Genomic DNA, 20022 nt, shown 5'->3' with positions numbered 1-20022 from the left:
TCCTATCTCTCGTTTACCAGTAATTATACATTAGATATTATATTTTTACAAACTCAAAGAAGAAATCTTCCCTAAAGGGAAGATTGAATAATTAGTTATTCTCTTCAACATTCAATAATTCCTTTAATAAACTTAGCACTTCTAGGTAAAGCAGTTACCTCCTGGGGCTTAATAATCTCTTGCCCTTCCGTAATTTTAATAGCAAACTTTTGCTCTCCTATCTGAAATACAATAAATTGATTTGTATCTACTATTTTGGACATATTTACTATATCAGAATAATTATGCAAACCATTTCTCTATTGCTTTAAACTGGATAAATTCTACTTCTCTAGAGCATACATTAATTCCTGATAATGTTCAAACATTCTTTTAGCAGAGAACTTTTCATAGGTATCCTTATGACTTTCCTTCATCATCTTAATCCACTTATCTTGTTGGTTATAATAAGTAGGAACTACTTCATTTAGTAACACATCATACAGATTTTCTCGATCATAATCATCTAATTTAGCAACTCTTTCCTCTAAGGTACCAGTAAAGTCTTGAGCAGTCTTAGGTTCAGTCCCAATTGCCCAACCATTCTCACCATGACGACAAGCTTCAGGCCACCAACCATCTAAAATACTTACATTTAATACTCCATTCATAGCAGCCTTCATCCCAGAAGTACCACTAGCTTCTTTAGGCCGGCGAGGATTATTCAACCAAACATCACAACCCCGGGTCAGCATCTTACCAGTCGTCATATCATAGTCTTCAATAAAGACTACACTTTCAGGATACTTATCTGCCATATCTAACAGCCGGGTAACAATTTCTTTACCTGTATCATCTAGAGGATGGGCTTTACCAGAGAAGATAATCTGAATCTTACCATCTGCTAAGTATTTATCAATTATCTTCGGCTTACTAAAGATTAAATCACTTCTCTTATAAGGAGCAGCCCGCCGAGCAAATCCAATTAATAATTTATCAGGGGCCAGTTCAGCTCCATTCTTTTCTGCCACATAATCAATTAAATCCTGCTTAACCTCTTGGTGAGTCGGCCATACTTGGTCATCATCACCAGCTTCAAAAGCATCAACCATTCTATCATCGACCCAAGTAGATCGGTGAACACCATTAGTGATCCCTTTAATCTGAGGCGAAGCTTTATCTACATGGGCCCACATCTCGCGTGCTGTCTCTTTATGTAACTGAGCCACACCATTAGCATTCCGGGCCAACTTCAGAGCAGCAACTGTCATATTAAAAGGAGCGCCTCCTAAATCAACCATCTGTTCTGTAGTTAGATTCTGATAAGCCCCCATATATCTTAATCTATGATGAGGATGTTCTTCATTGCCCTGTTTGATTGGAGTATGAGTAGTAAATACAATCTCTTGTTGAGTATCTTCTAGTGCTGACTCAAAAGCCAGTCCATTCCGCTCCATCTTATCTCTAATCAACTCAGTACCAGCAAATACAGCATGCCCTTCATTAAAGTGATAGACATCCGTCTTAATACCTAATTTATCCAAAGCTCGGACCCCACCAATACCTAACACCATCTCTTGGGCAATTCTTTCTTCACCAAACCAACCATATAACTGACCAGTAATCCATCTATCAGCTCCATTGTTTTCTTCAACATCAGTATCAAGCAAGTATAAATCAGCGTTATCAAAGCAGTCTACCTTCCATACTTTACAGTATACATCACGCTGTCTAATCTCAACTTTAACTTTAACTCCTGTATCCTGTAAAAAGTCATACTCATAGATTGGATAAGCATTATAAGGCTGATTATCTTCGCCAATCTCTTGCTTATGATAACCTTGCTTCCATAGGATACCTACACCAACTAGTGGATAATCTTGATCCTCAGCAGCTTTAAGATGATCACCTGCTAAAATGCCTAGCCCACCAGAATAAATATTAAAATCTGTGTCTAATCCATACTCCATACAAAAATAACTAACTCGCGGTTGTTTTTGCGTCATAATCATCCTCCTTTAAAATTATTCAAACGATTTCATAAATTAAATAAACTCTATTATTTATAATAACCAAGCCAGCAAAAAATATTTTGGTAATTAATATAAATAAATCCCCGCTTAACTATAATATAGTTAAGCATGGGGTTTTTACTCAGATAATATTGCCTTTGGTTTGTTATTAATTTAATTTATGGTTATAATTACAATTCATTATATATATTAGCATATTTACAATAAAAATTAAAGTGAAGATTAAACTTTTCAACAAATTTTAATTACCATAAGTCTCTTCTAAATAATCATTAATCTTACTAGAATCATTAACTACTGTGCCATCACTATCCTGTAAGACTGGTACCTTAAGCTGACCTGATAATTCTTTAATAGTCGTTCGTTTGCTCTTATCTTTAGGAACTTCTATCTTTTCGTACTCCACATCCAATTCATCTAGTTTTCTTCTTACTTTAGCACAAAATGGACAAGTAGCAAATTCATATAATTTAATCATCTTCTCTTCCTCCTCTATTTGACCTTATCTTTCCCAGACTTAAAATATCTGAAATATGTTACCAGCATTGTATAATACTCAATTAATTATGTCAATTAAGGTGTAAAATTTAGATAAACTTATTTTTATTAACAAATTCTAGTCAATAATTTAATAAATAACTATACTAATTCACTATTTACAAAAAATAATATATCCCTTAGCTAAATGCTAAGGGATATATTATTAGAACTAAATAAACAAACTCATATTAGATTGATCAGCAGAGTTTAGGAAAGTAGCTACGCCACCAACTTCTACTCCATCAATTAACTCTTCTTTTGTAATCCCTAATAAATCCATTGTCATTTGGCAAGCAACTAAACGGACTCCATTATCTTGTGCCTGTTGCATTAGCTCCTCTAGAGAATCAACACCTTTATTCTCCATTAAGTTTCTAATCATCTTTGGTCCCATCCCAAACATATTCATATTAGATAAAGGTAAACTTTCGCTTCCTTGCGGCATCATCTTACCAAACATCTGATCCATAAGGCTTTTATCAACATCAACATCTTTATTTTTCCGTAAGACATTTAGGCCCCAGAAAGTAAAGAATAAGGTTACATCTTTCCCCATTGAAGCAGCTCCATTAGACATAATAAAGGAAGCTATAGCTTTATCTAAATTACCGTTAAAAACAACCATAGTAACTCCATTCTGGTTAGGAGTAGCTAAATTTTGATCAGTCACTGCTTGTTGACCTGTTCCTTTCTTGATTTGAGCAGTAAATTCGTTGCCTTCTTGACCAATCTCTAATAGTCTATGACCTGTATTCTGACACCAAGCTTTAATATCAGAGGTAAACCCTGGGTCAGTAGCTGTAACCTCTAAAATGTCACCTTGGTTAAGCTCCTCCATCTCTTGGGAGACCTGCATAATTGGCCCTGGACACTGTAAACCACAAGCATCTAATTCAACTCTTTCTCCTTCACTAGCAACTTGTTTTATTTCCTCCTTAGCTTGTTGACCTTCTTCCGGATTAGAAATACTAGCTAATTTATCTTTTTCAGGTGTTGTTGTATCATCTACTATCTCCTGGTGATCCTTCTGAACTGCATCGTATAACTTGTATCCTCCTGCTAAGTTCTTAACATTTGTGAACCCATGTTGCATTAAGATTCTAACTCCAATATACCCGCGCAATCCTATAGCACAATAAATAACTATTTCTTTATCCTTCTCTAATTCATCCAATCTATCACGCAGACTATTCAGCGGAATATTAATTGCTCCCTCTATCTTACCTAACTCAACTTCTACTTCTTCTCTAACATCCAACAAAATTGTATCTTCTGCTAAGTCATCAACTTCATCCCATTGAATAACATTCATCTTACCAGTCAGAATATTCCCCGCTGTAAAGCCAGCCATATTCACTGGGTCTTTAGCTGATCCAAAAGGTGGAGCATAAGCTAAATCAATATCTTGGAGATCAAAAACTGCCTTTTCAAATCTAATTGCTGTAGCTAAGACATCAATTCTTTTATCTACTCCATCATAACCTATAGCCTGCGCTCCTAATAACTTTCCTTCCTCTGGGGTAAAGATAACCTTTAACATCATTGGCACAGCACCCGGATAGTAACCAGCATGATTTTTCTTATTAATATAAGAAACTTGATAATCAATACCTGCTTCTTCTAGTTGTTCCTCGTTACTTCCAGTAGCACCAACTTCTAAATCAAATACCTTAGCAATAGCAGTCCCTTGACTCCCTTTGAACTTCTCAGGCTCCTCAACTAAGTTATTAGCTACAATTCGCCCTTGCTTATTAGCTGGCCCAGCTAGGGGAATATGAGCTGGTTGGCCTGTTACTATATTAGTTACTTCAATAGCATCTCCTAAAGCATAAATATTATCATCAGAAGTCTGCAAGTACTCATTAACTTTAATCGCCCCTGTCTTACCAATCTCTAATCCAGCCTCAGCTGCTAGTTCAGTATTCGGACTAACTCCAGCTGACATAATAACAAGATCTGTTGTTAATTCTGTCCCATCTTGTAACTCAACTTGTTTTTTTCCTTCTACATCACCAAAACCAGCTACTCCATTCCCTAAATGAAGCTCTATTCCTTTCATTCGTAAATGATTATGAACTTGAGCAGCCATTTCCCGGTCTAGCGGTCGTAATACCTGAGGTGCCATTTCTACTACTGTTACATCAAGACCTCGCTCATGTAAATTCTCTGCCATTTCTATTCCAATATAACCAGCACCTACTACCACTGCCTCATCAGGTTGCTTATCATCAACATAACCTTTAATCCGATCAGTATCAGGAATATTACGTAAAGTAAAGATTCTATCACCATCAATTCCAGGTAGCGGCGGTTTAATCGGCTCAGCCCCAGGTGATAAAACAACATAATCATAATCTTCCTGGTAAGTCTCATTAGACTCTAAGTCTTTAATCTTTAAGACTTGATTTTCCCGATCAATCTCTACTACTTCATTTTTAACGCGCACATCAATATTAAATCTTGCTTCCATTGCTTCTGGTGTCTGAACTAGTAACTTCTCTCGCTCTTCAATCACCTCTCCAATATGATAAGGTAAACCACAATTAGCAAAAGAAATATGAGGTCCTTTCTCTAAAATAACTATCTCAGCTTCTTCATCCATTCGCCGCAAGCGAGCTGCCGTACTAGCGCCACCTGCTACTCCACCAACAATCAGTATCTTGTTACTCATCATTACTCCTCCTTTTATCGTATTATCCAGATTTATAAATAATAATTCTAAATTCTAGTCTTTATTAACTTAAACTTAAATTTAAATCCAATACTATATTATTAAAATAAAGCATTTATAATCTGTTTAGCATCTTCATTAACTACATAATAATTAACCTCAACCCCATTCCGTTTTCCTTCTAAAATATTAAGATTCCTTAGTTTAGCTAAATGTTGGGATAAAGTCGACTGGGGAATTTCAATACATTCTTGCATCTTGGATACATTACAACCTTCTTCTTTCATCAGTCCTTTAACAATACATAATCTAACAGGATGGGAAAGTGCTTTGAGGATTTTAGCCTTTTCAGTTAACTCTTCCATTTCTTTTCTGATATTCTCCACTTGATCTCCCTCCAATACCATTATATTTATATATTACGATATTTTGAAGCGATTGTCAAGCTAAATCCTCTAGTTCTATTAATAATTATTAGTATCTAGATAATTTATTATTAATTTGAATATTAGAGTAAAGCAAAGTACAAGCTAATAACAAGAAGCTTCTAAAGGAGGATATTATGAAAAAAGGAATTATTTTTATTGTAATATTAGCCCTTATTAGTGTAGGAGCTGCAGTCTATTACTCTCAGACACAGCAAAACATAGAACAAAGTGAAGCATATACTCCATGGTGGTTTTGGTCACTAGCACCTAAAACAAGATTGATGGCTAGAACAATTTCCGCAGAAGCTAGAGGAGAATCGCTAGTAGGACAGGTAGCAGTAGGAGCTGTAATCCTCAACCGAGTCCGAGATCCAAAATTTCCTAATACAGCATCTGGGGTAATTTATCAGCCCTGGGCCTTTACAGCAGTAGCCCGAGGATATATTTGGAGCCATTCCCCTAGTGAAAGAACTATCAGAGCTACTTTAGCTGCCCTACGGGGTTGGGATCCAACCTATGGTTGTATTTATTACTATAACCCTGCTAAAGTTACTTCCCGCTGGATCTATTCTAGACAGGTAGTCCGTAGAATTGGTAAACATGTTTTTGCTAGGTAGAATTTACATCAATCACCTAAAGTAAAAAGCATGCCTTTGTAGCAAGGCATGCTTAACTAAGTTAAAATACTGACACAATTGCTCCCTCATATTCCTCTTGGATATAATCTTTTACTTCTTGAGAAGTAAGAGCAGCAGCTAATTTTTTAAGTAACTTATTATTCTTATCTTCGCTCCTAACTGCTAAAACATTTCCATATGGAGAATCGCTTCCTTCCATAATAACTGCATCTTCAGTAGGAACTAAATCGCCTTCTAAAGCATAATTAGTATTGATGATTACTGCTGTAACATCCCCTAAAACTCTAGGTAATTGAGCTGCTGCTAATTCATCAAATTGGAGATCCTTAGGATTCTCCACTATATCAACTGGAGTAGCCTTTAGCCCAGCTTCATCACTTAACTCAATTAAATCAGCAGATTCTAATAGTAATAAAGCTCTTCCTTCATTAGTTGCATCATTAGGAATAGCAATTGTAGATCCTGGCTCTAACTCCTTAAGATCACTAATTTCTTCGGAATAAAGGCCCATTGGTTCTAAATGAACTTTAGTTAAATAAGTTAAATCTAAGTCTCGCTCTTCTTTAAAGTTATTCAGATAAGGCACATGTTGGAAGTAGTTAGCATCAATACTTCCGTCATCTAAAGCAAGATTAGGTGTCACATAATCAGTAAATTCTTTGACTTCCAATTCAATTCCCTCTTCAGCCAATAAAGGTTTAACTACCTGCTTTAGAATCTTTGCATGGGGAGCTGGCGTAGCCCCGATTACTAATTTTTCTTTTTCCTGGGTTGCTTCCTGACTTCCTCCACAACCTACTACTAATGTCGCTATCAATAGAACAGCTACTGCTAAAATAATTCTTTTTCTCATCTTCTCTCCTCCTCATTTTATATAATTTACAGTTTGAAATTTTTAATTAAAAACCTATAATTTACTAATTATTCTAACTGTAAATTGTAAACTGTTAACTAACTTTAACTATGATCTAATCTTTGAGCTAACCAATTACCAAAACTTTGGACTGACTGGACTAGAATAATTAATAAAATAATCGTCTTGATCATAACATCAGTCTGAAACCGATGATAACCATACCGAACTGCAATATCACCTAAGCCACCGGCTCCAATTGCTCCTGCAATAGCTGAAAAACCAATCAGAGTAATCCCTGTAATAGTTAATCCTAAAGTTAAAGATGGTAAAGACTCTGGTAATAAAACCTTACTAATAATCTGCCAGGGAGTAGCTCCCATAGATTGAGCAGCTTCTATAACTCCATTATCAACCCCTTTTAACGAGTTCTCTACAATTCTACCTACAAAAGGAATAGCAGCTATAGTAAGGGGAACAATAGCAGCTGTAGTACCAACTGAAGTCCCTACAACTAAACGGGTGAAGGGAATCAAGGCTACCATTAAAACAATAAAAGGAATTGACCGAGTAATATTAATAATAGTAGTCAAAATTAGATTCAAATACTTATTCTCCAGAATATGTTCTTTATCTGTAACCACTACCCCTACTCCTAAAGGAATACCAAATAAGACAGCTACACACATAGATACACCAACCATATAAATAGTCTCTTGGATTCCTGCCCATAATAAGCCCATATTTTTAGTTAGATAAACTAATAGATTCTGCACCTTCAATCACCTCAATTTTAACTTTTTCCTGTTGTTGAAGATCTTCAATTCCTGTTTTAATCTGCTCTCTATCTCCTGTTAACTCGATAATTAAAGTTCCAAAAGGAGTTCCCTGAATTTTATCAATATTACCGTATAAGATATTAGCATTAACTTGATGAGTATGGACAAAATCAGAGACTATCGGTTCCCCAGCTGAATCACCAGTAAAGCTGATCTTGATTAATCTTCCTTGATCAGGATTATTAACAGTTACTCTTGATAATAACTCCTCGGGAACATTAGCATTAACTACTCGTTGTAAAAAATTCTTAGTTACTGGTTCTTGAGGAGCTGTAAAGATATTAAGGATATCACCTTGTTCTACAATCTTCCCTTCTTCTATGACTGCTACCTGAGTACAGATTTCTTTGATCACTTCCATCTCATGAGTAATTAATACAATAGTAATCCCTAACTGGTGATTAATATCTTGGAGTAACTCTAAAATCGAATGAGTCGTCTCTGGATCCAAAGAAGATGTCGCCTCATCACACAACAACACCTTAGGATCATTAGCTAAAGCACGGGCGATCCCTACTCTCTGTTGTTGACCACCACTTAGCTGACTAGGATAGTTATCAGCCTTATCTGCCAGTCCTACTAACTCTAATAACTCCTCTACTTTAGGATTTATTTCTCTCTTTCCTTTACCAGCAATCTCTAAACAAAAAGCTACATTCTCTGCCACTGTACGTGACTGTAACAGATTAAAGTTTTGGAAGATCATTCCTATCTCTTTTCGTGCCTTTCGTAATTGCGATGTGCTTAATTCTGTTAAATCCTCTCCGTCGACAATAACTTGGCCACTTGTTGGCCGTTCTAGTAAGTTCAGACAACGAATTAAAGTACTTTTTCCAGCCCCACTCGGGCCAATCACTCCAAAAATCTCTCCTGCTGTAACTTCTAAATCAATTCCTTCTAAAGCTGTAACTGGACCTTCTTCACTGTGATATATCTTATCTAGATTCTGAACTTCAATCATAGCTATATCTACTCCTTCTAATTTACTAAATTTAACTAATTTATATTTAAAATAAAAATTCCCCTTCCCATAAGAGAAGAGGTTAATTAACTCCCCTCTTATCTATCAGGAATAACTGCAGGAATTAGCACCGGGTACTTATAAAAGTAAGTACTGGTTGCTGGGCTTCATCGGGCCAGTCCCTCCACCTCTCTCGATAAGAGATTTCTATTAAATTTCAATTAAGTTATAAATATCATAACAGTTGAGTCTTAACTTGTCAAGAGCTATCCAAGGGAAGATCTAGTCAAGCTGTTTTAGAATACCTCTTGTAAAGCTTGACTCAATTGATCAGGACAAGAAGTCTGATTTCTACAAGTAATTCCTTCTAATCTAGCTGCTACCTCTTCTACCTTAGCTCCTTCTACTAAAGCTGCTATACCAGTTGAATTGCCACTACAACCACCTATGAATTCTACTTCCTCAATAATTCCACTATCATTGACTTCAAACTTAATTTCTTGAGCACATACACCATCTGGTTTAAATGTCTTCTTCATTATTAATCCCCCTAATTAAGAATTCTTTTTTTAGTATATAAAAATTATAGCTAATAATCAAATATAATAACCAATGAACTCATCTAAAATTCAGATCTTGTAATCCGCATAGCATTTAAAACAGCCAAAACTGCTACACCTACATCAGCAAAAACTGCCTGCCACATACTAGCCATCCCAAAAGCCCCCATAAGTAACACTATACCTTTAATCCCTAAAGCTAGAATAATATTCTGCCAGACGACCTTCCGAGTGAAATTAGCTACATTAATAGCATCTACTAAACTAGATGGTTGATCCTTCATCAGCACAACATCAGCTGCTTCAATAGCAGCATCAGAGCCTAAACCTCCCATAGCAACACCAATATCTGATCTAGCCAACACTGGAGCATCATTAATACCATCTCCTACAAAAACTAACTTATCACTATCACTTTGGTCTGTAAGCAAGTTCTCTACTTCAGCTAGCTTATCATCTGGTAATAATTCAGCATAATACTGATCTAAATCCAACTGCTCAGCTACACTGCTAGCTACTTGCTGATTATCTCCTGTTAACATAACTATTTTTTTTACACCAAGCTCTTTTAAGCCAGCAATTGCTTCGGCAGAGTCTTCTTTAATCCGGTCATTAATCAGAATATAACCTACATAGCTCCTATCGCAAGCTACATGAATTACTGTTCCTGATTCTTCTGGCGAAGAATAACTAATTCCTTCTGCTTCCATTAATTTATGATTCCCAGCTAAAATTTCCTTCTCCTCTACAACCACATCTAAACCATGACCAGCAATTTCTTGATAACTATCTATATCTTCACTACTGATTTCTGCTCCATCATAAGCTTCTAAGATTGATTCAGCAATTGGATGATTAGAATTAGTCTCTACCTGAGCAGCTAATTCTAACAGTTCTTCCTCTGACCAACCTTCTTCTGGAACCAACTTAGTCACAGCAAAGACACCTTCTGTTAGAGTACCTGTCTTATCCAACACAACTGTCTGAACATTATTTAAGGCTTCTAAATAATTACCTCCTTTAACTAATACCCCTTGTTGAGAAGCGGAACCAATTCCTCCAAAGAATCCTAAAGGAATTGAGACAACTAAAGCACAAGGACAGGAAACAACTAAGAAGATTAAAGCCCGATACAACCAATCACTAAAGACTGCTCCGGAAATAAATAAGGGAGGAATTATAGCTAAAGCTAAAGCCCCAAAAACTACTACTGGAGTATAATAGCGAGCAAACTTAGTAATAAAATTCTCTGTTGGTGCTTTTTCACTAGCTGCATTCTCCACTAAGTCCAATATTTTATTAACAGTTGACTCGCCAAACTCAGAGGTAACTTTAATTGTCAGTAATCCTTCCTGGTTAATAAAACCACTTAAAATCTCTTCACCTGCTGTTATACTACGCGGAACTGATTCACCAGTCAAAGCAGATGTATCCACCATAGATTCCCCAGCAATAACTTCGCCATCTAACGGAACTTTCTCTCCTGGCTTAACTACAATCTCATCTCCTATCTGTACTTCCTCTGGAGCTACTTGCTGCACTTCTCCCTCTTGTTTTAGATTAGCATAATCTGGTCTAATATCTAACAAAGATTCAATAGAACGCCGAGAACGGTTAACAGCTATCTCTTGGAATAATTCCCCTACCTCATAAAATAACATCACTGCTACCCCTTCAGGGAATTCCTGAATAGCAAAAGCCCCTAGAGTGGCTATAGTCATTAAAAAGTTCTCATCAAATACTTTCCCTTGCAAAATATTCCGGGCTGATTTAGCTAGTACTTGTCCTCCAACTATTATATAAGCTATACTATATAAAACTAATTCAGTCCCAAAACTAAAGTTAAATAATAAAGCTACTAGAAAGAATAATGCTCCACTACCTAATCTTAACCACTTAGGTATCAAATCATCATTAACATCTGAAAATTCATCATTCTGCTGGTCATCACTGCTATTTTCTTTCACTACCACATCCGACTCTATATTATGAATAATTTCCTTAGCTGAAGCAACCACTTGCGATCTATTTTGAGTATCAACAACCTCAATCACTAACTTCTGATTAACAAAATTTAAATCTGCTTCAGTAACTCCTTCTAATTGATTGATCTTTCTTTCCATTTGAGCAGCACAATCAGCACAGCCTAAACCTTCTAACCAAAATTCTTTTTGGACTAAACTTTGGGTTCCCATCTGTCTCCCTCCTATAACCAAAATTAGTAACATGAATGACTACTCATATATTTGCCAAAAAATATATGAGTAGTCATTCATGTTACTAACATTATATGCATAACTGGGCTTAATGTCAATAATTTCTCAGAAATAATAGTTGACAGGAAGGAGAAACTTAAAATTAGGACAAGGGCTAAAATCACCTTAGCCTAATCCTTGCCCTAAGCAAATAAATAATAATTATAAATTCTGATGCAATAATAATTTAGTTTGAATTCGAAACTCTTGTCTACTACCATCCACCTGTTGTAGCGTCCAAACTATTTCTTCCCCTAAGTTTTGAGCTTTAAGAGTAGAGCCTCGCCCTCCGATTTCAGCTGGCAGATACATCTCAATTGCCTGCTGGGGACAAGCTTTCACACAAGAAGCACAATCCCAGCATTCTCTTTTATCTCTAATCTGAGCTGTATTATTCTCATTTTTATATAATAAATTTCCCGGACAAACTCGCATACAATTCGATTCTTGACAGGTGCCACAGCCAGTACATAACTTCTTATTAATCTTGACTGTCATCTAAACCACCTACCTTGATATGGTCACGTTCAATTATTTTAATTCTATCTTCGGTTTGGTCATAAACTGAATTAACAAACTTAAACCAGTTTTCATCATCCCGCTCTGGATAATCAATCCGTTCTTGATATCCCCTCCAGCGCGTTTCTTTGCGGTGCAATAGATGTTCTACCAATACTTGAGCCACATCAACTCGATCCAGTACTTCATGGAACTTCATTAACTGATGAAAATCATCTGCTTTACCAGTCGATAGATCAGCTGCTAACTGCTTAAGTAGCCTTCTAGCTGTCAGTAACTTTTCCTCCTGCAGCTGATAATCAGTACTTAAGCCACCTGCATACTCATCCATAATCTTTTGCAGTCTTTCTTCCAACTCTCTAGGAGTAAAGCCAGTTTCTCGTTGTAAAGGACTTATACTCCGCTGTAATTCCTGCTCTATCAAGTCATCACTCAGATCTATAAAATCAACTTCTTTAATATACTCTAAAGCAGCTTCAACAGCTATTGCCCCTTCCGCCATACAACCAGTAGCATACTTCTTAGGGGCTCCTCCTACTACATCACCAGCAGCATATAGACCAGCTAATGTTGTCTGGCGATTTTTGTCAACCCAATAACCGGACTGCGAATGCCCCCCTACTATATAAGGTTCTGTCCCATAGATTTCAATCGGACTTTCATTAGGTTCTAGATCCTTATCAGCCCAGTCTAGTATAATCCCGGGTGACATATTAAGAAACTTTTTCTTTAGTCTCTCACTCTCTTGGTCACTTAAGTGAGTAACATCCAGAAAGCAAGGCCCTCTACCTTCTTTATTCTCCTGGATAGTAGCATGTAACCTTAAAGGAGTGGAATTCTTCTCGTAATTTTGCTGGTACTCTTCACCTTGAATGTTAACCTGGTGCCCTCCAAAACCTTGGGCCAACGTCCCTGTAGGCGAGATGACATCCTTAACTCTTAGCGCAATAAATCTCATCTCAAAGGTAGTCATCTCTGCTCCAGCTCGAATTCCCATAGCATAGCCTGCTCCTGTATTAAAAGGGGAATACCACATTTTATGACGAGCTTGGCCTGGATTATTAGGTTTATAAAGCCCTGCTGCCCCACCTGTAGCACAGATAACTGCCTTAGCCTGGATTACATAAAATTTATTCTCGCGAACAGAAAAACCAACAGCACCTCGAACTTGCCCATCAACTACTAAATAATTAGTTACATTAACTCTATTTAAGACATCTACCCCACTAGCTCGTACCTGATCAGCTAAAATAGGTTTGATACTTTCTCCCTTAATCTTGACACTACGGGTTCCTTTGGAGATGTAATTACCTTGCTCATCTTTTAAAAAAGGAAGTCCCCATTTTTCTAACTTCTCAGCCACCTGGTTTACTCGCTGGGCTAGCGAATAAACTAGATCATCTCTAACTAATCCTTCTGAATCTTCTTTAACATAGGCTAGAAAGTCTTCCGGGGTAACCCCTGGATTTAAGTAAGCATTTAAAGCATTAATCCCAGCTGCCAGACAACCACTGCGATCTATATGAGCTTTTTCTACAATTAAAACATCTTTAGCTGGTTCTTGTTCCTTACTGGTAATTCCTGCGTAACAACCAGCTGCTCCACCACCAATAATTAACAGATCAGTCTCTAACTCGACAACTTCTACCTGCTCCATATTTACCACCTTATCTTCTGATTTACACTTTATTAGATAATCAGATCATTAAATCGATAATCTTTTCCCTAACACAGTCGTGTTAAGATTTTAAATTTTGAATTTAAATGTTTTGGCACACGACACATAGCACACGACTGACAGCTATGTTACTTAAGCGCCTGCCTAAAGTCCTCCTTGAGATCCTCGGGGTCCTCAATTCCTACACTAACTCGCAACAATCCATCTGTAACACCTAATTTTTGCCGCTCTTGTGGCGTATTATTAGCATAGATTGTCGAGGCAGGATGGATAATTAGTGACTTAACATCACCAATATTAGCTAAGTTATAAAAGTATTCTAAATCATTGATGATCTGGAAAGCCTGCTCTTTACTCCCTACTCGTAGTGTCAACATCCCACCAAAGCCAGTTGCAAACAGCTCTCGGGCTCGTTGATGGTACTCATTAGCTGCCAACCCAGGATAAGTTACTTCTTCTACCGCAAGTTGGTCAACTAAAAATTCAGCTAACTTCTGGGCATTCTCACAATGTTGCTTCATCCGTAATGATAAAGTAGGAAGACCTAGTTCATTTAAGAAAGAATTCATTGGCGAGGCAGTTGGCCCGTGATTTCTAAAAGTTTCTCCTCTTGCTTTAGCAGAAAAAGCTAACTTACCGTATCTGCTATAGTCAGCAAAATTAGAAAATCTAGTCCACTCAAAGTTACCACCATCGATAATAGCCCCTCCTATAGCATTAGCTGTACCATTAATATACTTAGATAAAGAATGGATTACAATATTCGCTCCTAATTCCAGTGGGTTAATTAAAGCTGGAGTAGTCATTGTACTATCCACTATTAAAGCCACACCATACTCTTGACAAACCTCAGCTATACCTGGAATATCAGGAATATCTAATTTAGGATTACCTAAGGTCTCTAAAAAGACAAATTTAGTTTGATCAGTAATCAACTCTGCTATATCTTCTGTTTCAACCCCGTCAGTAAACCGAGGTGTAATTCCATAATCCTGATAGCTTTTAAATAAGTTATAAGTGCCACCAAATAAAGAATTAGTAGCTATAAATTCATCACCAGCTTCTAAAATAGCCAAAGTAGCAGTAGCAATTGCTGCCATTCCTGAGGAAGTTAAGATAGCACTCTTACCTTGCTCTAAATTGGCTAATTTCTGTTCAACATTAGTAATTGAAGGATTACTAACCCGGGTATATACATAACCAGGAGCTCTATTATTAAATATTTTCTCTAAATCTTCTGCCTGTTGTTGCTGAAAAGAATTACTTAGATAGACAGGGGTATTAGTTGCTCCGTACTGATCATTAGTATCTAAATTAACTAACTTAGTAGTGAACTCCATTATCTACTCCTTTCTTTATATCAGTGTACAGTTTACGGTTTACAATTTACAGTTAAATCCGTAAAATAAACATTAATTAATACATAAAAAAATTAGAATTTAATTTCAACTGTCCACTGTCAACCGTCCACTGTTAACTATTAATTCTATTGCTTCTTAACTCGTAAACTATAATATCCTGCTTCTGTTTTCTCCTTAGCTAAGATTTCGTGTCCTTCTTCTGCTAAACTCTGCGGTACATTAGCTATTGGTTCTCCCTCATCTAAATAAATCTCTAGTACTTCACCTACTTCTAAAGGACTAATCGCTACCTTAGCCTTCACAAAGTTCATTGGACACTCTACCCCTCGGAAATCAGCTACTTCTTCTTGTTCACTATCATTAGTTACTTCTTGCTCTTGACTAGTACCTTCTTCCTCTAGATCGAACTCCAAGTTAGCATCTAAGGAGTTAAATAACTCTTCAACCCGAGAAATCAATCCTGCTAATTGTTCTTGATACTCTAATAAATCATTGATATCCCCTAGTTTATAATCAAAAGCAGCATCTAATAATTCTTCATAACTACTATCTACTAAATCACTATTGATAAACTCCGATTTAAACTCTTTTAAAATAACCCGATCCTTATCTGTATCTACTCCGCGCACAATTAATAAAGCTCGAGTCGCATTGACTATTGCTTCGTATAACTCTTCGCTATCCTGATTAGTAGTGCCTGACTCATAATTTGTTTTAGCTGTATCTAGATCAAGTTGGATAATATCCATTACTCCAGCTCCACATTCTCCTGGTCCTCTACCTGCTAAAGAAAAGTCCTCTTCTTGGCCCCAGTCCTTATAGATAGCAGGGTCTTCTTCATAAGCAGGTACTATAGTATATTCATCAGCTAAAGCAATTATTTTCTCTCGCCCACCATGATCTAAATAGTGATCAAATTGCTCTTTATCATAATCAGGATCAGCAATTAAAACTTCTGCTAACTCAACTAAAAAGTCCGGAATTCTTTTAGCTGGAATATCTATTGTCCGCTCTGCGTAATAACTATTGTCTTGTTCGATATTACCACCTAGAAACAAGGAATAATGAGGTACTAATTTATCATTGAATCTTTTGGCTTTACCTTCCCAACCTAATTTACCAATTAAATGCTGACCACAGACGTTAGGACAACCGCTAATATACATTTGCGGTAAACTAGTTTGTACTTCCTCTGCTACAGAATCTAACCTTGTTTTTATCTCCTGGGCCAAATTAGGTGAAATACATAAACCTAATTTACAAGTAGAAGCTCCCTTACAGGAAACAGGCACTGTAGCTTTGTTAGCAACTAATAATTCTGAGTTGATAGCAGTAATCTGTTTCTTCAACTCTGTTACTTGACTACCTTTAACTCCTCTAAGCAAGAGCCCTTGCTTTAAAGTAGTCCGCAGAGATATCTCTGAATTGGTTACTAATTCTAGTAACTGCTCTACATCCTCATAATAGAGATCACCATTAGTTGGCTTTAATTCCAGAGAATAATAACCAGATTTCTGTTCAGGATAAATATAATCAGGGGTTAAATCAAGATCTGTTGCTGGTACTTCTTCTCTAACTTCATGATAATAATTGATCTCTTCTGTAGCTAAATCATCCTCTAGTACCTCTGCTAAATACTCTTGATATTTCTTAACAAACTCCTCATCTCCTAATCTCTTTCTGACAAACCTTAATCTAGCCCGATGTTTATTACTCCGGTCACCATAATCAGCAAAGAACCTCTTAATTGCCTCTGCTACATGAAAAATCTTATCGGTAGTAATAAATTCCTCTAGTACTAGACCAACTTCTGGCGCATTACCCATTCCTCCAGCAGCATACACCTTAAACCCTTGTTGGCCATTAACTTCCTGGGCAATAAAACCTAAATCATTGATTGTCGCTAAGGCATTATCCTCGTGGGTAGGAGAAAAAGCAATCTTATACTTCCGCGGTAAATTAAATGAAGAACGAGTCTTAATTAAATACTCAGTTAACGCTAAAGCATGAGGAGTAGTATCAAAAGCTTCGTTAGGATTAACACCTGCTCGCGGAGCATTTAAAATGTTCCTAACAGTATTCCCACCTCCACCACGAGGACTCAATCCAACTTCTAATAACTTAAATAAGACTTCTGGTGTATCTTCTATCTTAATCTGGTGAATTTGAATATCTTGTCTAGTAGTTACATGGAGATAACCACTGCCGTATTCTTTACTTAATTGATTTAGCGTCTCTAGTTGTTCTTTGGTAACTACACCTCCAGGAGCCCTCACCCGGACCATATATCTTTCTTCTCCTGGTTCATAACCACGTTGACTATAAACTCCTTTCGGCACTCTACGTCCTTTAAATCTAGCCGCATCAAGTTCACCAGCTAAAAAACGTTCTACTTCTGATTCGTATTGTCTAGTATCCTCTTTAATTGTCTCCGGAATATTGAATACAGGTTGAGTAACCATTAATCTATCCCTTCCTTTCTAGATTAACTCGATCTCTATTTCACTCACAGTTTGTTGTTCTTTGATTGAAAAGGCCTTTAAAACAGGTTCTTCACCTGCTAAAGACAGAATAAAATAAATAGCCTCCTGGTCATAAGCCAATTTCTTATCTTCTTCAGAAGGACGTGAAGGAGTAAAAGGATGAGAATGATAGTTACCTATCATTTCATAACCTGATCCTCTTATCTCTTTAACAACTTCAAATTGTTCTTTTGGATCCATAGAAAAATGTTCTGCCGAATCATCTAGGTTAGTCATGGGAAATACTTCTTTAACTTCTAACTTCTCATCAGTAAATAAGCCAGCTACTAACCCACAACATTCTTTGGGGAACTCCTCTCGAGCATGGTCTACTAATTCTTCATATAACTTGCTAGGTAATTCTATAATCATAGCTCACAAGCCTCTTGTTCATAATCTATTAGTTCAGTAATCTCTGGATCATCACTACAAATAGCACAATTTTCTCTCTTCTTAAGCTGAGGTCTATTAAATTCCATTTCTAAAGCATCATATGTTAATAACGTATCAGTTAGTAATTCGCCTTTATCAAGTAAATATTTAATAGCTTCAGTGGCTTGAATAGTACCAATCACGCCTCCCATAACCCCTAAAACTCCAGCTTCTTTACAGGAAGGTACAGCTCCGGGCTTAGGTGGTTCGGGAAAAGCGCATCTATAACAAGAAGACTCACCTGGCACAACTGTCATTGTCTGACCAGAAAATCTAATTATTCCTGCGTGAGAAAAAGGTACACCTTCCATTATACAAGCATCATTGATTAAAAACTTAGCTGGAAAATTATCAGTGCCATCAATTATAAAGTCATAGTCCTGAATAACATCTTTAATATTCCCCGAATGCAAGTAATATTTATAAGTCTCCACCTCTACATCAGGATTCATCTCGTTGATAGTCTCTTGAGCCGATTCTACCTTTGGTTTATCCACATCTGGAGTATGATGAAGCACCTGGCGCTGTAAATTAGATAATTCCACTTGGTCTGCATCGACTAACCCAATTTTGCCTACTCCGGCAGCTGCTAAAAATTGAGCGGCTGGCGTCCCTAAACCACCAGTACCAATAATTAATACTGCAGAATTTAATAATTTCTGCTGTCCTTCAACACCTACATCTTCTAAAATAATATGACGGGAATATCTCTCTAACTGCTCTTCACTAAACAAGTCTTCCACCACCCATAAAGTATAAAAACTCCACTCCATCATTCTCCGCAACAGTTGTAGTAGCATAGTCATCTCTATCTAAAATCTCACCATTTAATTGAACAGATACCATATCTGGCATTTCTACATCTTCTTGCTCTAATAACTCCGTTACTGTTAATTCTTGCTCTAATTCTACCTGCTCACCATTAATTGTAATCTTCATATTCTCTCCTCCTAGTTAAAATCTAGTATTCTGATATATTTTATAGATATTAAGTGTTATTATAAAAAGTATCACATTATCACTATAATGTCAATAGATTTACTAGGTATTTATCCCAACAGAATTATATGTATAATTTTCCTTCTTCAATTCATATATTTTATATATAAATCACTCCTTTAATTAACTAGCATTACTTTACTAGGAGGTTAAAATTTGAACCTTAATTCTATTAATCAGATGACTACTCAGCTTAATAATTCTTTTCAGCAGTATATTGGATCAACCCAAAATATTATCCAACTGTTTATAATCATTCTATTATTCACCTTGTGTCTTCTAACAAATAAAAAAATCAAACTTAAAATAAAAAAAGCATTAGCCACTATATTAGAAAGATTAAATTGGAATTTAAATAAAAAAATTAATGATTTAATTAATAAATTAACTCTTCCTACTGGATATACTATTCTTCTTTGGTTTTATATCTTTCTAGCAATCAATTTTTCCTGGCCTTATCAAATAGTAAATATCATAGTAGAGATAATAACTGCTTGGCTAATCATTCGGCTAATATCATCCTTTTTTAAGAATATATTTATAATTAGGCTATTTTCTTTTTTTATACTTACACTAGTTATTCTCAATATTATGAATATATATGATAGTACTATCAATTTATTGGATAGTATCGCTTTAAATACAGGCGAATTTAGAATCTCCTTACTATTAGTCATCCAAGGATTTTTACTTTTATCATTATTTATGTGGCTTGCATCACAACTAACCTCATTTATAGAAGGAAAGATTAGAG

The 20022-nt window shown here is 36.3% G+C and carries 18 protein-coding genes and 1 riboswitch; of the genes, 1 reads left to right on the top strand and 17 read right to left on the bottom strand.

Annotation, left to right across the window (positions count from 1 at the left end; genetic code table 11):
* Positions 1 to 104 precede the first annotated feature (104 nt).
* From ACYQ3D_RS09410 to ACYQ3D_RS09390, 5 genes are all read right to left on the bottom strand, one after another.
* On the bottom strand, positions 105 to 290 hold the full coding sequence (locus ACYQ3D_RS09410) for a chemotaxis protein CheW (RefSeq protein ID WP_459838096.1): 186 nt from the start codon (positions 288 to 290) through the stop codon (positions 105 to 107).
* 33 nt (positions 291 to 323) lie between these two features.
* Positions 324 to 1988: an alpha-glucan family phosphorylase gene (gene glgP / locus ACYQ3D_RS09405; RefSeq protein ID WP_459838161.1), complete on the bottom strand. Its 1665-nt coding sequence runs from the start codon at positions 1986 to 1988 to the stop codon at positions 324 to 326.
* 265 nt (positions 1989 to 2253) lie between these two features.
* Positions 2254 to 2490 carry a glutathione S-transferase N-terminal domain-containing protein gene (locus ACYQ3D_RS09400; protein WP_459838095.1) on the bottom strand — a complete coding sequence of 79 codons (237 nt, stop codon included), beginning with the start codon at positions 2488 to 2490 and terminating at the stop codon, positions 2254 to 2256.
* 231 nt (positions 2491 to 2721) lie between these two features.
* A complete protein-coding gene (locus ACYQ3D_RS09395) occupies positions 2722 to 5223 on the bottom strand; it encodes a CoA-disulfide reductase (RefSeq protein ID WP_459838093.1) in 2502 nt (833 codons plus the stop codon).
* 101 nt (positions 5224 to 5324) lie between these two features.
* Complete coding sequence (locus tag ACYQ3D_RS09390; protein ID WP_459838091.1) at positions 5325 to 5609, bottom strand: ArsR/SmtB family transcription factor; 285 nt, start codon at positions 5607 to 5609, stop codon at positions 5325 to 5327.
* Between the two features lie 176 nt (positions 5610 to 5785).
* Here ACYQ3D_RS09390 and ACYQ3D_RS09385 point away from each other — a divergent pair, with 176 nt between their 5' ends.
* Positions 5786 to 6268 carry a cell wall hydrolase gene (locus tag ACYQ3D_RS09385; RefSeq protein ID WP_459838089.1) on the top strand — a complete coding sequence of 161 codons (483 nt, stop codon included), beginning with the start codon at positions 5786 to 5788 and terminating at the stop codon, positions 6266 to 6268.
* 61 nt (positions 6269 to 6329) lie between these two features.
* Here ACYQ3D_RS09385 and ACYQ3D_RS09380 read toward each other — a convergent pair whose 3' ends face one another.
* The 12 genes from ACYQ3D_RS09380 to thiS all read right to left on the bottom strand — a co-directional run bounded on the left by ACYQ3D_RS09380 (position 6330) and on the right by thiS (position 19208).
* On the bottom strand, positions 6330 to 7142 hold the full coding sequence (locus ACYQ3D_RS09380) for a MetQ/NlpA family ABC transporter substrate-binding protein (RefSeq protein ID WP_459838086.1): 813 nt from the start codon (positions 7140 to 7142) through the stop codon (positions 6330 to 6332).
* A 104-nt stretch (positions 7143 to 7246) separates the two neighbouring features.
* Positions 7247 to 7885: a methionine ABC transporter permease gene (locus ACYQ3D_RS09375; RefSeq protein WP_459838160.1), complete on the bottom strand. Its 639-nt coding sequence runs from the start codon at positions 7883 to 7885 to the stop codon at positions 7247 to 7249.
* A gap of 4 nt (positions 7886 to 7889) precedes the next feature.
* The gene (locus tag ACYQ3D_RS09370; protein WP_459838083.1) at positions 7890 to 8942 is read right to left on the bottom strand and encodes a methionine ABC transporter ATP-binding protein; all 1053 of its coding nucleotides are present in this window, start codon (positions 8940 to 8942) and stop codon (positions 7890 to 7892) included.
* Positions 8943 to 9037: 95 nt separating this feature from the next.
* A riboswitch (SAM riboswitch) is annotated at positions 9038 to 9145 on the bottom strand.
* A 93-nt stretch (positions 9146 to 9238) separates the two neighbouring features.
* Positions 9239 to 9481: a TIGR03905 family TSCPD domain-containing protein gene (locus ACYQ3D_RS09365; protein WP_459838080.1), complete on the bottom strand. Its 243-nt coding sequence runs from the start codon at positions 9479 to 9481 to the stop codon at positions 9239 to 9241.
* 83 nt (positions 9482 to 9564) lie between these two features.
* Positions 9565 to 11697, bottom strand: coding sequence for a heavy metal translocating P-type ATPase (locus ACYQ3D_RS09360; RefSeq protein WP_459838077.1), 2133 nt, complete (start codon positions 11695 to 11697; stop codon positions 9565 to 9567).
* A 222-nt stretch (positions 11698 to 11919) separates the two neighbouring features.
* Positions 11920 to 12255, bottom strand: a complete 336-nt coding sequence (locus ACYQ3D_RS09355) for a 4Fe-4S binding protein (protein ID WP_459838076.1) — start codon at positions 12253 to 12255, stop codon at positions 11920 to 11922.
* A complete protein-coding gene (locus tag ACYQ3D_RS09350) occupies positions 12239 to 13933 on the bottom strand; it encodes an adenylyl-sulfate reductase subunit alpha (protein ID WP_459838074.1) in 1695 nt (564 codons plus the stop codon). The genes ACYQ3D_RS09355 and ACYQ3D_RS09350 overlap by 17 nt, the downstream gene beginning before the upstream one ends.
* 149 nt (positions 13934 to 14082) lie before the next feature.
* Positions 14083 to 15294, bottom strand: coding sequence for an O-acetylhomoserine aminocarboxypropyltransferase/cysteine synthase family protein (locus ACYQ3D_RS09345; protein ID WP_459838072.1), 1212 nt, complete (start codon positions 15292 to 15294; stop codon positions 14083 to 14085).
* Positions 15295 to 15440: 146 nt separating this feature from the next.
* Positions 15441 to 17777, bottom strand: a complete 2337-nt coding sequence (locus ACYQ3D_RS09340; RefSeq protein WP_459838069.1) for a sulfurtransferase TusA family protein — start codon at positions 17775 to 17777, stop codon at positions 15441 to 15443.
* A gap of 18 nt (positions 17778 to 17795) precedes the next feature.
* Positions 17796 to 18206, bottom strand: a complete 411-nt coding sequence (locus ACYQ3D_RS09335; RefSeq protein ID WP_459838159.1) for a M67 family metallopeptidase — start codon at positions 18204 to 18206, stop codon at positions 17796 to 17798.
* Positions 18206 to 19042, bottom strand: coding sequence for a HesA/MoeB/ThiF family protein (locus ACYQ3D_RS09330; RefSeq protein ID WP_459838067.1), 837 nt, complete (start codon positions 19040 to 19042; stop codon positions 18206 to 18208). Before ACYQ3D_RS09330 ends, ACYQ3D_RS09335 begins: the two co-directional genes overlap by 1 nt.
* Complete coding sequence (thiS, locus tag ACYQ3D_RS09325) at positions 18996 to 19208, bottom strand: sulfur carrier protein ThiS (protein ID WP_459838066.1); 213 nt, start codon at positions 19206 to 19208, stop codon at positions 18996 to 18998. Before thiS ends, ACYQ3D_RS09330 begins: the two co-directional genes overlap by 47 nt.
* Positions 19209 to 20022 lie beyond the last annotated feature (814 nt).

Source organism: Halanaerobaculum tunisiense, from assembly GCF_054657635.1.
Note: the sequence above shows the minus strand (reverse complement) of the source record. Positions and strands in the feature narration are given on the sequence as shown.

Excerpts from the sequence above, each read along its gene's own strand:
- ACYQ3D_RS09350 (WP_459838074.1), bottom strand. The coding sequence starts at position 13,933 with ATGGAGCAGGTAGAAGTTGTCGAGTTAGAGACTGATCTGTTAATTATT.
- ACYQ3D_RS09400 (WP_459838095.1), bottom strand. The coding sequence starts at position 2,490 with ATGATTAAATTATATGAATTTGCTACTTGTCCATTTTGTGCTAAAGTA.
- ACYQ3D_RS09385 (WP_459838089.1), top strand. The coding sequence starts at position 5,786 with ATGAAAAAAGGAATTATTTTTATTGTAATATTAGCCCTTATTAGTGTA.
- ACYQ3D_RS09375 (WP_459838160.1), bottom strand. The coding sequence starts at position 7,885 with ATGGGCTTATTATGGGCAGGAATCCAAGAGACTATTTATATGGTTGGT.
- ACYQ3D_RS09395 (WP_459838093.1), bottom strand. The coding sequence starts at position 5,223 with ATGAGTAACAAGATACTGATTGTTGGTGGAGTAGCAGGTGGCGCTAGT.
- ACYQ3D_RS09345 (WP_459838072.1), bottom strand. The coding sequence starts at position 15,294 with ATGGAGTTCACTACTAAGTTAGTTAATTTAGATACTAATGATCAGTAC.
- ACYQ3D_RS09355 (WP_459838076.1), bottom strand. The coding sequence starts at position 12,255 with ATGACAGTCAAGATTAATAAGAAGTTATGTACTGGCTGTGGCACCTGT.
- ACYQ3D_RS09365 (WP_459838080.1), bottom strand. The coding sequence starts at position 9,481 with ATGAAGAAGACATTTAAACCAGATGGTGTATGTGCTCAAGAAATTAAG.
- thiS (WP_459838066.1), bottom strand. The coding sequence starts at position 19,208 with ATGAAGATTACAATTAATGGTGAGCAGGTAGAATTAGAGCAAGAATTA.
- ACYQ3D_RS09330 (WP_459838067.1), bottom strand. The coding sequence starts at position 19,042 with ATGGAGTGGAGTTTTTATACTTTATGGGTGGTGGAAGACTTGTTTAGT.
- ACYQ3D_RS09370 (WP_459838083.1), bottom strand. The coding sequence starts at position 8,942 with ATGATTGAAGTTCAGAATCTAGATAAGATATATCACAGTGAAGAAGGT.
- ACYQ3D_RS09340 (WP_459838069.1), bottom strand. The coding sequence starts at position 17,777 with ATGGTTACTCAACCTGTATTCAATATTCCGGAGACAATTAAAGAGGAT.
- ACYQ3D_RS09380 (WP_459838086.1), bottom strand. The coding sequence starts at position 7,142 with ATGAGAAAAAGAATTATTTTAGCAGTAGCTGTTCTATTGATAGCGACA.
- ACYQ3D_RS09360 (WP_459838077.1), bottom strand. The coding sequence starts at position 11,697 with ATGGGAACCCAAAGTTTAGTCCAAAAAGAATTTTGGTTAGAAGGTTTA.